14 protein-coding genes, 1 riboswitch and 2 other annotated features (1 of these 17 running past the window's edge) are annotated in these 14,299 nt (G+C 36.2%); of the genes, 3 read left to right on the top strand and 11 right to left on the bottom strand.

Annotated elements, in window-relative coordinates; all coding sequences use genetic code 11:
- Positions 1-105 (top strand) — a binding site (T-box leader) (it extends 155 nt beyond the left edge of the window).
- Between the two features lie 57 nt (positions 106-162).
- Positions 163-1,518 (top strand): branched-chain amino acid transport system II carrier protein, encoded by a 1,356-nt coding sequence (gene brnQ / locus AB1284_RS05470; protein ID WP_429751048.1) that lies wholly within the window; start codon positions 163-165, stop codon positions 1,516-1,518.
- Positions 1,519-1,657: 139 nt separating this feature from the next.
- Here brnQ and AB1284_RS05465 read toward each other — a convergent pair whose 3' ends face one another.
- The 7 genes from AB1284_RS05465 to gltP all read right to left on the bottom strand — a co-directional run bounded on the left by AB1284_RS05465 (position 1,658) and on the right by gltP (position 8,634).
- Positions 1,658-2,290 (bottom strand): response regulator transcription factor, encoded by a 633-nt coding sequence (locus AB1284_RS05465; RefSeq protein WP_336482734.1) that lies wholly within the window; start codon positions 2,288-2,290, stop codon positions 1,658-1,660.
- A complete protein-coding gene (locus AB1284_RS05460; RefSeq protein ID WP_429751050.1) occupies positions 2,283-3,344 on the bottom strand; it encodes a sensor histidine kinase in 1,062 nt (353 codons plus the stop codon). The genes AB1284_RS05465 and AB1284_RS05460 overlap by 8 nt, the downstream gene beginning before the upstream one ends.
- Positions 3,344-4,084 carry a cell wall-active antibiotics response protein LiaF gene (gene liaF, locus AB1284_RS05455; RefSeq protein ID WP_429751052.1) on the bottom strand — a complete coding sequence of 247 codons (741 nt, stop codon included), beginning with the start codon at positions 4,082-4,084 and terminating at the stop codon, positions 3,344-3,346. Before liaF ends, AB1284_RS05460 begins: the two co-directional genes overlap by 1 nt.
- 255 nt (positions 4,085-4,339) lie before the next feature.
- On the bottom strand, positions 4,340-5,002 hold the full coding sequence (locus AB1284_RS05450) for a PspA/IM30 family protein (RefSeq protein WP_429751054.1): 663 nt from the start codon (positions 5,000-5,002) through the stop codon (positions 4,340-4,342).
- 45 nt (positions 5,003-5,047) lie between these two features.
- A complete protein-coding gene (locus AB1284_RS05445) occupies positions 5,048-5,407 on the bottom strand; it encodes a flagellar basal body rod protein (protein ID WP_429751055.1) in 360 nt (119 codons plus the stop codon).
- Between the two features lie 204 nt (positions 5,408-5,611).
- Entirely contained in the window at positions 5,612-6,928 is a 1,317-nt protein-coding gene (locus tag AB1284_RS05440) for a Na+/H+ antiporter NhaC family protein (RefSeq protein ID WP_429751057.1), read from the bottom strand.
- 97 nt (positions 6,929-7,025) lie between these two features.
- Positions 7,026-7,130, bottom strand: a riboswitch (SAM riboswitch).
- Positions 7,131-7,362: 232 nt separating this feature from the next.
- Positions 7,363-8,634 (bottom strand): glutamate/aspartate:proton symporter GltP, encoded by a 1,272-nt coding sequence (gene gltP / locus AB1284_RS05435; protein ID WP_429751059.1) that lies wholly within the window; start codon positions 8,632-8,634, stop codon positions 7,363-7,365.
- Positions 8,635-9,065: 431 nt separating this feature from the next.
- Here gltP and AB1284_RS05430 point away from each other — a divergent pair, with 431 nt between their 5' ends.
- Together AB1284_RS05430 and AB1284_RS05425 are read left to right on the top strand one after the other, a co-directional pair.
- On the top strand, positions 9,066-10,313 hold the full coding sequence (locus AB1284_RS05430; RefSeq protein ID WP_429751061.1) for a murein hydrolase activator EnvC family protein: 1,248 nt from the start codon (positions 9,066-9,068) through the stop codon (positions 10,311-10,313).
- Positions 10,314-10,465: 152 nt separating this feature from the next.
- Positions 10,466-10,633: a hypothetical protein gene (locus AB1284_RS05425; RefSeq protein WP_429751062.1), complete on the top strand. Its 168-nt coding sequence runs from the start codon at positions 10,466-10,468 to the stop codon at positions 10,631-10,633.
- A 37-nt stretch (positions 10,634-10,670) separates the two neighbouring features.
- Here AB1284_RS05425 and AB1284_RS05420 read toward each other — a convergent pair whose 3' ends face one another.
- The 4 genes from AB1284_RS05420 to AB1284_RS05405 form a co-directional block, all read right to left on the bottom strand.
- Positions 10,671-12,014: a sodium-dependent transporter gene (locus tag AB1284_RS05420; protein ID WP_429751064.1), complete on the bottom strand. Its 1,344-nt coding sequence runs from the start codon at positions 12,012-12,014 to the stop codon at positions 10,671-10,673.
- Between the two features lie 111 nt (positions 12,015-12,125).
- Positions 12,126-12,371, bottom strand: a binding site (T-box leader).
- Positions 12,372-12,425: 54 nt separating this feature from the next.
- Entirely contained in the window at positions 12,426-12,890 is a 465-nt protein-coding gene (locus AB1284_RS05415; protein ID WP_429751065.1) for an NUDIX domain-containing protein, read from the bottom strand.
- 67 nt (positions 12,891-12,957) lie between these two features.
- Positions 12,958-13,572: an NAD(P)-binding protein gene (locus AB1284_RS05410; protein WP_429751067.1), complete on the bottom strand. Its 615-nt coding sequence runs from the start codon at positions 13,570-13,572 to the stop codon at positions 12,958-12,960.
- Positions 13,541-14,299 carry a sirohydrochlorin chelatase gene (locus AB1284_RS05405; RefSeq protein ID WP_429751069.1) on the bottom strand — a complete coding sequence of 253 codons (759 nt, stop codon included), beginning with the start codon at positions 14,297-14,299 and terminating at the stop codon, positions 13,541-13,543. The genes AB1284_RS05410 and AB1284_RS05405 overlap by 32 nt, the downstream gene beginning before the upstream one ends.

Genomic DNA, 14,299 nt, shown 5'->3' with positions numbered 1-14,299 from the left:
GGAACACGTATCATGTTGTACGTTGTAAAGCCGCATATATATGGAGGTATATTCTATATATATGAACAAGGGTGGTATCGCGGGTATTCTCAACTCGTCCCTTTTACAGGGACGAGTTTTTTGCGTCCTTAACAATGAATATGAACAGAAGGAGGAAAATAAATGAACACTGTATCAAACAAACATATTTTTTTCACAGGACTTATGCTATTTTCTTTATTTTTTGGAGCTGGAAACTTAATCTTCCCACCAATGCTTGGACAAAATGCTGGTGAACATTTCTGGCTGGCAATTCTCGGATTTTTACTGACTGGAGTTGGATTACCGTTGCTAACAGTTATCGCTATCGCACTTTCTGGTGATGGCATGCAGCAATTAGCAAGTCGTGCCCATCCAATATTCGGAATTTTCTTTACTGTTGTTATCTATATTGCAATTGGTCCATCTATGGGGATTCCACGCGTTGCAAACGTTGCTTACGAAATGGGAGTTAGCCCCTTTCTATCAAAAACAGTTGCAACAGGCAGCTTAGCATTATTTCTTTATACAGTTCTTTTCTTTGCAGTTGTATATTGGTTAAGTTTAAACCCTTCTAAGCTTGTTAATCGCGTTGGAAATATTTTAACACCTATTCTACTACTTTCTATTTCATTGCTATTTGTAAAAAGTGTATTCACACCACTTGGACAAACTGGACCTGCATTACAAGAGTATCAGTCCTCACCAATCTTCAAAGGATTTATGGATGGATACTTAACAATGGATACTATTTCAGCTCTTGCATTTGGAATTATCGTTGTAAACGCAATTCATGCAAAAGGCGTGAAAGATAAAAAAGCGGTCGCTCTTGCTACAACAAAAGCAGCACTCATTGCTGCTACTGGCTTAGCACTTGTCTATGTTGCACTCGGCTGGTTAGGCGTTACAAGCGTATCTCTTGGTTATGCAAAAAATGGCGGGCAATTATTAACAGAAGTTGTTCAACAATTATTCGGTCCGTTTGGCCTAAGTTTGTTATCCGTAATTGTTACGCTTGCTTGTTTAACAACATGCGTTGGACTTGTTACAGCTTGTAGTCAATATTTTTCGACTTTATGGAGTAAATTCTCTTATCAAACATTTGCTGCCACGATTTGTGCATTAGGGTTACTCGTGGCCAATTTAGGACTCACAACTATTATTACAGTTTCCATTCCAGTTTTACTTGTCGTATATCCAATTGCAATTGTGCTCGTGCTTCTATCCTTTTTCCATAAATTCTTTGGTGGACCTCAAGCTGTTTACATTCTTTCTTTACTCGGAACAGCAATTGTAAGTATCTTTGATGGTTTCAAACAAGCAAACCTCTTTATTCCATCCGTCATGACTTTTTTGGAATATCTACCTTTTTATAAAGAAGGAATTGGATGGCTGCTACCAGCTATTATTGGAGCAATCGCTGGATTCTTACTTACAAAGCTACAATCTTCAAAACAACTAAACATGACACAACCCAATATCAAACAAAAAATTTCTTAATCTTTAATCCATGCAAAAAACTCCCTCAAACGGGAGTTTTTTGCATAAAGCACTATTTAAAATTCCTTTAACTAGCAAGTAATCTCCTCCCCGTTCGAACATAATACCTACAAAATAAAAAGGCCTCTCTGCAGTCCCTTTATTTTGTAAGCTGATGGCGAAACGCATAAATAACCGCCTGCGTACGATCACTTACATGTAATTTATTTAAAATATTACTTACATGAGTCTTTACTGTTTTTAAAGCAATGAATAGCTCATCTGCAATTTCTTGATTACTCTTTCCTTGTGCAATTAATAATAAAATTTCAAACTCTCGCTCTGTTAAATCTTCGTGTAGCGACTGTTCTTTCTTTTGACGCATACGTGACATCATTTTCCCGGTAACTTTTGGTTCAAGCACTGTTTCTCCATCGTATGTTGCCCGCACTGCATCTGCTATATCACTTGCTCTTGATGTTTTTAATAAGTAACTAGTTGCACCAGCTTCAATAACTGGATATAGTTTTTCATCATCTAAAAAACTTGTCACAACAACAATTTTCGCTTCCGGCCATTCTTGAATAATCGCACGCGTTGCCTCGACACCATCCATTTCATCCATAACAAGATCCATTAAAATAATATCTGGTTTTAATGATAATGCTAATTCTGAACCCTTTCTTCCGTTTTCTGCTTCTCCTACAACTTCAATATCCGGCTGAGTTGACAAATAGGCAGATACACCCATACGAACCATTTCATGATCATCAACGAGCAATACTTTAATCATGTTGTTCCTCCTCTCTATCTATAAGAATCGGCACTTTCACCTCAATTTGCGTTCCTTTATTCGGGAAGCTTAATACCTTTAAAGTTCCGCCAATTTCATGGACACGTTCTTGCATGGAACGAAGACCGTATGATCCTGCTTTATTGACGCCTACTTCAAAACCTACGCCGTCATCAATAATCTTTAAAATTGCATACGCATCAATTTGACGCAGCCTTACTTCTGTTTTCTTTGCTTGTGCATGTCGTAATGTATTAGACAACGCTTCCTGTACAATACGGAATAAGTGATCTTCTACACCTTTTTTCAATTGGATTGGCTCAATCAACCATTCAATCTTCATATGTTGTTTTCTTGAAAGCTCCGTTAATAATTCTTCAATACCTTCTGTTAATTTTTTTCCTTCTAATTGAACAGGACGTAAATGAAGAAGCAATGCTCTCATTTCTGATTGTGCATTTACAACCATATTTTCAACAAGTTGTAATTGTTTTTGAGTAGTTTCTGATATATTAGCAGTTTGCTCATTAATTGCTGCCATCATCATTGACATAGCGAAGAGTTGTTGACTTACAGAATCATGAAGCTCCCTAGCTAAACGATGCCTCTCTTCTGAAATAACCTTTTGTCTCATTTCTTCATTCCAATGCGCTCGTTCATTCGTTACTTTTTGGAATAATCCCGCTTGCTCCTCTAATCTCCTAGCAAGTACAATTACCTTTCGCTCCACTTCATGGAATTCATCTTCTGCAGTAAACGAAGCATCCTTCGGGAAATTTCCTCGTTCTACTTCAAATAAAAAAGTTGTTAAACCTTGGATACGCTGCTGCATATAATAACCAATTGCATACCCAACAACTCCACCAATGAGAAGACTCGTACAGATGAGAAACAATCCAATTGGGACAGAAGCAATAGATTCTTTCCATAATAAATCGTATACAGATTGCCCACTTTTCCATACATATACAATGGTGCAAATAAATGCAATACTACTAGCAGATAACATAGAGTAGCGAATATACATCCATGAGATATTCTTTTGTCTCTTCATTATACTTTCCTCACTTCCGTATCGCCTACGATAAGCGAAGAAATAATTTTAATACGCCTAGGAGCTTCTTTATAGTGTTCTGTTTTGAATGTTACATTGCGATTAAAACCTGTTTCTTCATGATTCGGAAGCAAAATTCTTCCAATAATAACAGAATGATTTAATGATATTTCAATATCATATGGAACATACAAACGAACATTACCAATAACACCACGAATAACAATGACGGTTTCTCCTTCTGGAATCATGGCTGTTGTTAAATCAATTTCAACATCACCGATTCCATACTGGACATTAATATCTTCTAACTCATAAATATGATCCATTATTCGTACGTTACCAACCATTATATTCTTAAGATACGGTTCTGTTCGATAGATTTGTTTTTCTTCATTTATATATCCTTTTTCCTTAATTTCTACCTGTACCATTTTTGACTTCTGCTGACCTTGCATAAGTTGATAACCAACGAAAGCTAAACAAGCAAATAGAACAAGCACGAAAGCTGCTGATGAAAACAGGAAGAATACGAAAATGAGTCCTCCGACAAATAAAAACACATTCCCTCTCACATACCGACTCTTTTTTCGATAATGCCTTCCAAACATAATCATAATAAACGCAAAAACAAGGGCACCCGGCTCAAAATGTCCGAGAATCATATCAAGAACAAGACCAAATCCAAATATAATGAGGAGCATCCCTACAAATTGTGTTTTTGAAAATTGTTTCTTCATCTCAGCTCCCCTTTCTTTTTCATATATAAAGTAAAATTTCCATCAGTGTTTTTTCATCCCCCACTGATAGAAAGCCCGCCCACTCGGGCGCATACCAGCAGTTATCTCCCATATATCTTCTTCGTCTCTCTTTGAATCTTGAGGTAGGGCTTTTACCACCGGCGAATAGCGGGATAAACAGAAGAAAAAGGTATTGCATTCCAACACCTTTTCTTCTATCACTATATCATAAGCTTGTTTTATAATGTACTACAATTATTTTACTGATTCTTTTGCTAAAGATACTTCATTTTTTTCTTTTATTTCACGCTCAAGCTTTGCAATTTTCATATCAAATGTATCACGTTCATGATCTTCATTCATGCGAAGCTCTAAATCACGAATATGCTCTTCAATTTCTTCAAATCGTAAGAATGGATTATTCTCATCCATTTTATGAAGAGCCGTATTCATACGACGATTAGCATGTGCCATATTTTCGCGTGCCATTAATTCCATACGTTTTGCATTCATTTCTCTTAGCTTGTTTTTCATTTCAGAAAGACGACGTTCTAACTCGTCAATTTGTTCCACTACACCTGCATACATTTCTTCTAAGCGAGCTACTTGCCCTTCATAATATGCTACTTCTTCTAATGCACGTTCATGCAACTGCATTTCCCCTGCTTCTTTTGCAATTATTGCCTGCTTTGATCTCTTATTTACGAAATAACGAGCCTGCTCAAGTTCACGAGCAAAGTTAGCTTTTAATGTTTTATGTCGCTCAATTAACTTTTCAATTTTTGTTACTTCACGCTCGCTATCACGTAAATATTGGTTTAACATAGCGATTGGATTTTTTCTTTCTTTCTCATCTAAAACATTATGAAAATCTGCTAAAATTGCATCACGTACACGTCCGAATAATGATTGTTTCATTTTAAATCTTCCTCTCTTCTACTTTATTATTTTAGTTGTTTAATATTAGTTATTTTTCATTAATTTGTTCCACTCATCTTCAAAGTTGCTATATGGTTTAGAACCTTCTGAAGTAGAATTTACTACTACATCTTTTTCTTTTTTCCACTCACGGTATCCGTAGTATAGAACTACTAGTGCTACAATACCGATTAATGCCGGGGAATGAGAAAGGGCGATTGACAAGCCGATTAAACCGACAATACCCCAAGCTAACTTTCCAAAAAATGATTGTGCTCGCACAAATGATTTATAGCTCCAGTACACAATCCCTGCTCCAATTGCTAATCCTACAATACCAGCAAGACTACCAAGAGCAATCAAAGCCAAAATACCGGCTGCGATAAACGCTAAAAATTGTTTCATCTTGTGCTTGCCTCCCTTCGTTTTGATACTCTTATCTTAACTATTTCTTCATTTTTCTATAACGAGCTTAAGAACTGTTTTCTTATCAGACTTAAGTCCTATTTCCTTTCAGACTCTTACTGTAATGAAATGTAGTGAAGCTTCTGCCCTCGAATAGCGGGATAAATAAAAAAAGATGTCTTTTACAAGACATCCTCTTTTTCATTATGCTGTTTTATGATATTCCTTTTTTTCAACTACAGGTGAAAGACGCGGAAAATTAATTACAATTGAAATAATACCGCAAACCGCAACTAACATTGGATAAAATGAATACGGTAATAACTCAACTGGTGAAAGTGAAGCAAATCCTGCCGCTGTTAACATTTGCGCACCGTACGGGATTAACCCTTGCACGCTACAAGAAAATAAATCTAACAAGCTCGCAGATTTTTTCGGATCAATATTGTATTGATCTGCAACATTCTTTGCCAGTGGACCTGTGAAAATAATAGAAATCGTATTATTTGCTGTGCACATATTTGTCATACTTACAAGACCAGCAATTCCAAATTCTGCACCTTTTTTCGAACGAATATTACGCGTTAGTATATTCATTAAATACTGAATACCACCGTTATATTGAATAATTTCAACCATTCCACCGATTAAAATCGCTAATAATACCATCTCCATCATACCATTAATTCCCACTGTAATACTTTTAAAGAAACTTGCTAATGTGTAGCTTCCATCTAACATGCCAATGATACCAGCCAACACTGTTCCTCCAGTTAATACAACTAATACGTTGCATCCGAGCAACGCTGTAATCAGCACCCCTGCATACGGTAAAATTTTCACCCAGTTAAACGCATGTGCTGTCATATTTGTATGAGTTCCTAACGTAAGAACGATTAAAAGTATACTCGTAATAATGGCAGCTGGTAATACAATCAAGAAGTTTGTTTTAAATTTATCTTTCATTTCCGTTCCTTGTGTACGCACCGCCGCAATTGTCGTATCTGAAATAAAGGATAAATTGTCACCAAACATCGCTCCGCCAACAACTGTCGCCATAGCTAGTGCCATAGAAATATCCGTGTGCCCACTAATTCCTACTGCAATTGGCCCCAATGCTGCAATTGTCCCCATTGACGTTCCCATCGCTAATGAAATAAACGCACCAATAATAAACAGTCCAGCAACTAACAAGCTTTGCGGAAAAATAGTAAGTGCTAAGTTTACTGTTGCTTCAACAGCGCCCATGCCTTTTGCCGTTTCAGAAAATGCACCTGCTAATACAAAGATTAATACCATAATCATGATATCTGGATTGCCAGCCCCTTTAGCAAAACGTTCAACCTTTGTCGTAAAGTTCTCTTTTCTGTTCATTACTAACGCAACAGAAACTGCAATTAAAATAGCTACTACGATTGGTAACTTATAAAAATCTCCTGTAATCACACCAGAACCAATAAATAGTGCTAAAAATATACCAAGCGGCAATAATGCCCTTCCATTTCCTTTTGTTTGTTCCAAAGTAATATCCTCTCCTATTTCTAAACCTTTCCTTCACAAGAGCAAAAAAGACCCCTTCTGAAGAGAAGAGGTCTTATATATCATATAAGAAACACTCTTCTCATCTATCAAGCATATCGCTTGCTGGATTTGGCACAGCACTCTACATGAGTCCGCTGCCGAGGCATCGTAGGGCCAGTCCCTCCGCCTCTCTTGATAAGAAGGTTTCATATTATATTTTGTGTAAGTCAATCCTTTATTACTTTACTCGCTGCAAAAGAAAATGTCAAATATTATTTCTATCAAAATAGTTGGTATTTTTTTGATATTTATACGAAATTAAAAATAAATCACCCGTTTCCAAGGTGATCCATCTCCATATTTCCGTTTCATTTACAGTCACTCCTTTCATATAGAAAAAACCCTCACGTTATACGTGAGGGTTTTTTTAGAATTTAAGCTGCTTGCTTCTCTGAAATCTCTTTCAAATAAGCTTGTCCTTTTTCTTGGTCATATTGCCCTTCCCATTTAGACATAACAACTGCAGCTAATGAGTTACCAACTACGTTTACAGCTGTACGTGCCATATCTAGGATACGGTCAATACCAGCGATAAACGCTAAACCTTCAGATGGAATACCTACTGTATGAAGCGTTGCTAATAATACAACGAACGATACACCCGGTACACCTGCAATACCTTTTGAAGTAACCATTAATACAAGAAGCAATGTAATTTGCTGTGTAATTGATAAGTGAATACCATACATTTGTGCTAAGAAAAGAGCGGCAATTGCTTGATATAATGTTGAACCATCTAAGTTAAATGAATAACCTGTTGGAATAACGAAAGACGTAATTGCTTTCGGGCAGCCGAAACGCTCCATCTTTTCCATAATCTTTGGTAGAACCGTCTCTGAGCTTGCTGTAGAATAAGCTAAAATAAGCTCGTCTTTTAAAATCTTAAAGAATTGGAAAATATTAATTCCAAATAACTTTGCCGTAAGACCTAATACAACAACCACGAAGAAAATCATTGCTCCATAAACAACTATAACTAACTTACCTAACGGAATTAATGACGCTACACCAAACGTAGAAACCGTTACGCCAATTAACGCAAATACACCAAACGGCGCAAATTTCATTACTTGATTTGTTACCCAAAACATTGCATCTGCTACACCTTGGAAGAAATTCAGAACTGGTTTCCCTCTTTCTCCAATGGCAGCTACCCCTAAACCAAATAATACAGAGAAGAAAATAATTGCAAGCATATCGCCTTTTGCCAATGAATCCATAATATTCGTTGGAACAATATTTACGAACGTATCAGCAAATGAATGATGCTGTACTTGTTCTGTTGTAGCTGCATACTTAGAAATATCTGTTTTTTGTAAATCTGACATATTCACGCCTTTTCCTGGCTGGAATACGTTTGCTACTAATAAACCAACAACAATTGCAATTGTTGTAATAATTTCAAAATAAATAATTGTTTTTCCACCTAAACGTCCAAGCTTTTTCACATCGCCAACGCCGGCAACACCAACAACAATACTTGCTACTACAATCGGCACAACAATCATTTTAATTAAACGAATAAAAATATCACCAATCGGTTTTAAAATAGTGCTAACCATCGGATTGTGATAAAAAATTGCCCCTACAGCAATACCAACTACAAGACCAATTAAAATTTGCCACGCAAGTCCAATTCTTTTCATACTTGCTGCAACCCCCTTCTTAAAGATGTTCTTAAATCTTTTATATTCTATTTTTCTATAAAATATAAAAATCACAGTATTAAATATTATAAGACTATTCAATACTTTTGCCCCTATTAAAATGATAAGACAAAAATAGAAATCTGACAACTAAATAAATTTTCCTCTGCGCAAATATTTTTCTTGACAAAAACAAATCACATGTCAGAAAACCTAACATGAAAACGATTCCTCCTTCTCTTATTTCTCAATATATGTTAGAGCCTATATACATGAATTGTTATAGCATAAACGAACAATTCACACGTGATTTCTTTATAATTTTCGACATTTAATAACAATTACTTAAATATTTTTTTACATTATCATTACAATAATAGACATTTTTCTCCTTTTTGTGATTATATAGAATAGGGAAAGGAGATAGACAGATGAACAAAAAAATAACAGCGTTTAGTTTACTGACAGCCGGCACTATTTTCGTTTCTCCATTGCTTTCACCAGTGTATGCGGAGACGAGTCAAGATAAATTATCTAATATCCAATCGCAATTAGAGGGGAATCAACAAGAATTACATACGAAATCAGCCGAAAAACAACAAATCGAAAAAGAGATACAAGATTTACAAAAAAAAATCGATGAATTAACTACTTCTATTAATAAAAATGAAGCAGATTTAAAAGCAACAAAAGCTGAAATCGAAAAAACACAAAACATAATTGCAGAGAAAAAAAAGAATATTGAAGAACTGCAAAAAAAAATCGATACACGCCAAGAATTAATTAAGCAAAGATTACAATCTATGCAAGAAAAACCGCGTACAAATTTAATTACGGAAGTATTAATTAACACGAACAATATCGCTGAACTAATAGAAAATATGTATTCTGTAAGTGTAATTTTAAATAATGATACAGATATCGTAAAACAGCAAACACACGATCAAGAAGCTGTTGAAAAAGAAAAAGAAGCGATCGAGAAAAAGGAAACTCAACTTAAGGAATCTGAACAAACATTACAGAAACAACAGCTAGAACTACAAACAAATCAGCAACAACAGCAATCATTAATTACTGATTTACACGAAAAAGCATCAAAAATAGATTCTGAGATGGAAAGTTTAGAAGAAACAAAGACTACTTTAGAAAATCAACGTCAAGCTGTTCAAAAGGCAGTTGAAGAGGAAAAACGTGCAGCAGAAGCAAAAAAAGCTCAAGAACAAAAACAATCTCAGCAATCTGCTCCTTCAACGCAAAGCTCAACTACATCTCAAGCGAAAAATACTAGCGGTTTTATTAAACCAGCAGCTGGTACCTTTACTTCTGGATTTAATGATCCAACACGTGATCGTCATAAGGGCCTTGATATTGCAGCTTCTGGAACCGTACCAATTTTCGCTGCAGCCGATGGAGTTGTTATTCGCTCCGATTTCTCTAGCAGCTACGGAAATGTTGTATACTTATCGCACCGTATAAATGGTCAAACATATACAACTGTTTATGCTCATATGAGCAGCCGCTCTGTTTCAGTTGGACAAAAAGTAACACAAGGCCAACAGCTTGGTTTTATGGGGAACACAGGTGATTCACACGGACAACATTTGCATTTCGAACTGCACATCGGCGAGTGGAATCTTGAAAAATCAAATGCTGTAGATCCAGCGGATTATATAAAATAAAAAACCTCGACAATTGTCGAGGTTTTTGTTTATGTAAAACAAACGAAGCCCATCTTTTATATGTACTTTTTGCATATTATTTTACGATTTTTAACACCTTCTAGGCATTACACATACAATAACATAAAAAGCTTTTTTGAGGAGGTCTACACATGAATCAAGAATCACAAGCAGTTGCAGAATTGCAAGAAGCTAAAGAGACATATATAGGTCGTTTGTTTACACTGGGCGGATCCGTTTTGTTTTTAATCGGCTCCTTCATTGCAGTTGCCGTTGGGTATAAAACATATACTCGTCTATTACAAACTTCTACATCATAATAAAAAGCGGAGAATATTCCCCGCTTTTTATTATGAACTAAAGTACACCAATAACGTTTAAAAAGACGAGAAGAACCGTAATCGGAATAACGTAGCGAAGCAAAAAAAACCATACATGAAATAATAGTTTCCCGCTTGTTTTTTTGACTTCTAATTCTTGCACTAGCAGCTCTTTCTTCATTTTATTTGGTACAAAGAGCGAAATCGCTAGCACACCAAGTGGAAGTAATACGTTACTCACCGAAAAATCCAATAAATCAAAAACTGTCTTTCCAAATAATTTTACATCGCTCATGACTCCAAATGATAATGCTGCCGGAATTCCAACTACGAAAATAAGTAATCCAATTAAGAGCGATGCTGATGGACGCTTCTTTCCATCCTCTTTCGCTACGGAGGCAACAACAATTTCGAGCATAGAAATTGCTGATGTAATCGTTGCAAAGAAAAACAAAATTAAGAATAAAATAAAGAAAAAATGCCCAAAAGGAATTTTTCCAAATACAGCTGGAAGAACGATAAATAGTAATCCTGGTCCTTCTGTTGGACTAACACCTAACGCAAAAATCGCTGGAAAAATCGCTAGTCCTGCAAGTACAGTAATAAAAACTGTTAAGCTAGTAATCGATATAGCTGATTTTGCTAAATGTTCTTCTTTTTTCAAATAGGAACTGTATGTGACCATAACAGAGGCTCCAACTGTTAATGAAAAGAATGATTGCCCCATCGCATATAAAATTGTTTTTGCTGTTAATTTCGAGAAATCTGGTTTTAAGAAAAACTTAACCCCTTCCCATGCCCCGTCCAATGTAAGAGAACGAACAATAATGGCAAGAAACAGAACAAATAAAAGCGGCATCATATACTTACTTGCTTTTTCAATGCCTTTTTCTACACCTTTACTTACTATAAAAATTGTGCAAAGCATAAAAATAAATTGTGCTCCAATCGCACTTACTGGATTTGAGATTGTTTCTCCAAACAACTTTGCATAATCAACAGCATTCCCCCATAATCCACCTGTTACACTATAAAACAAATAAAGTAAAATCCAGCCTCCAACAACACTATAAAATGCTAAAACACAAAAACATGTTACAACTCCCATGCGGCCAATCCATGGATATAATTTATGATTTGGTACTAATACTTTATACGCTGTCACTGCTTCTTTTTGCGTACTGCGTCCGATCACAAATTCCGCCACTAAAAGCGGCAAACCGATAAATACTGTCATGAATAAAAAGACAAGGAAAAAGGCTCCTCCTCCGCTATTTCCGGCAACATACGGAAACTTCCAAATTGCCCCAAGCCCAACTGCTGCACCGGCTGCTGCGAGTACAAAACCAATTTTCGACGTCCATTGCTGTGTTTCTTTCATTTTCACTTCTCCTGATCTGAATATTTCCGTTTTTTTCATTCATATACTTTCAGTTCATACTCGCCCACCTCCTTTAGAAAATAAAAAAGTCCCCTACACGCTATAATGCATGTAGAGGACGATATATGTAATATAATACCGTGGTACCACCTCAGTTGGATATAATTATCCCACTTTTCAGGTACAGGAATGCTTCCGATACCCTATCCTTCTAACGGCGGAACCCGGGTTGCCTACTATTAGTTCAACATACCTCTCGCAAGCCCATTCTGTATATTTTATCGTACCGGGCTCACACCTTTTCCCAGCTCTCTGAACGCTTCAAATATACGTACTCTTCTCGCTCATTGATTTCATGTATTGAAGATAACTGTGATTATAGAGGAGATTTTTGTGTTTGTAAAGAGCAAATTAATTTACATCTCCTAAATATACTTCCGTCTTTTCATGATGAATAAAATGTTGTTGCAATCGCACACGTAGTATTTGCGGATAGAGGCGATACTGTGTAATGTTACGTAACGGTAACCACTCTATTCCAATTTGACCCGTATCTAACTCTGTTGCTCGTTCTACATTCGGTTCACTAAGAAGTGTACATGAGAACATATATTCAATTTGATGAACATCAAAATCAAACGCGGCATATTCATGGTTTTTACCAATATATTCTCTAATAAACAATAATTCATTTGGTTTAACTTCCGCACCGATCTCCTCTATACACTCTCGTTTTACCGTTTCCGTAAATGTTTCACCCGGTTCTTGGCCACCGCCGATCAGTGTATAATATTCCCCATATTGGTCACGCTTTTTAATTGCCAAAAAATGATCATCCCGTACAATTAATGCTTTTACTGAATTTCTGATTTTCATATCTCTTCTCCCCCTTTTCAGTAATGCATTCTTTATTTTATTCAAAAGAGGGAAATATTACAAACTATCAAAATACTAGCTTTTCATCTAACAAATAGAAAAATTTTTCTCGTTGCTGTGCATTTTGTACATAAACAGACTTAAGTACTTCCTGTAACACAGCGTTCTGCGCCTTCTTATCTACTTGTAGCCGCTTCACTTTCATACGGACATCATATAAGAAATTCACATATTCCTCATAACTATCATCATATTTCCCTGCAATTTCATCACGAATTTTTTTCGCAAGCTTTGGACTTGCCCCACCGGTAGATACAGCAATATTTAATTTCCCCCGATGAATAGCTGCCGGAAAATGAACATTACCACTCTCAGGATTTGTAATTACATTTACAAGTTGATTCGGCGCTGCGTCATTTGCAATTCTCTCATTTAACAGTGCGTCACTCGTTGCAGCAACAACTAAAAATGCACCCGCAAGATCACTTGCTTCATATTCTTTTTGAAACCAGCGAATTTTTTCTTCTTCTACAAGCTGAACTAAACTTTTGTCAAGTTTTCTACTAATTACAATAATATTAGCTTCTTCTTGCAATAAAGGTGCAATCTTAAATGCCGCGACTCGTCCACCGCCAATGAAAACAACACGTTTATTCTTTATTCGCACTGTTAATGGGTACATGTACATCCTCCCTTAGCATTTCTTCGGTACGTTCAATTAGCATATCTCGAAAAGCTTGATTCTTACTTAAATACGGACATAATACAATATGGGAATGATTATTTTTCCAAACTGCTTTTTCAATTCTCTTCATTAACAATCCTGTAAATAAAAGATACGGAAGGATAACAATTGGGGCATTCGTTGTTTGAACAAGTTCATGTAGCTTCTCCTCAAATTGCGGCTTGGCTGCTGCTAAATAACATACTTCGACCCTTGCTACTTCATCTGCAGCTTCAAACAATAACGCAATATCTCTTACATCTCTTAACGTCTCCGCATCACTACTCCCTCTCGCCACAAGCAACAGGGTAACTCGTTTGCCAATCGTTTTCATTCCGCTACCATTTAGAACTGCAGTAACAAGTTCACGAGAAACACCAAATGGATTTCCATATGAAAATGACACGTGAGGGTACTGCTTTTGTAACTGTTCTAACTCCTCAGGAATATCCTTTTTCACATGAACTGCCGCTAATAAAAAGACAGGGACAATCACAATTTCTGTTGCCCCTTTTTGCACACAAGTTGTAATCCCCTCAGCGATAGAAGGTGGTGCTAATTCTAAAAAACATATTTGTTGAATAGGGGCTGATACACGTTCCATACACGATGTAACAAAAGCAGTCGCTTCTTTAGATGCTTCCTGTAAACGACTGCCATGACAAATGTATAATATTGCTTTCAT

It is taken from the genome of Bacillus sp. S2(2024) (genome assembly GCF_050474045.1).
Classification (GTDB): Bacteria; Bacillota; Bacilli; order Bacillales; family Bacillaceae_G; genus Bacillus_A; species Bacillus_A yunxiaonensis.
This window is presented reverse-complemented; position numbering and strand designations above follow the sequence as displayed.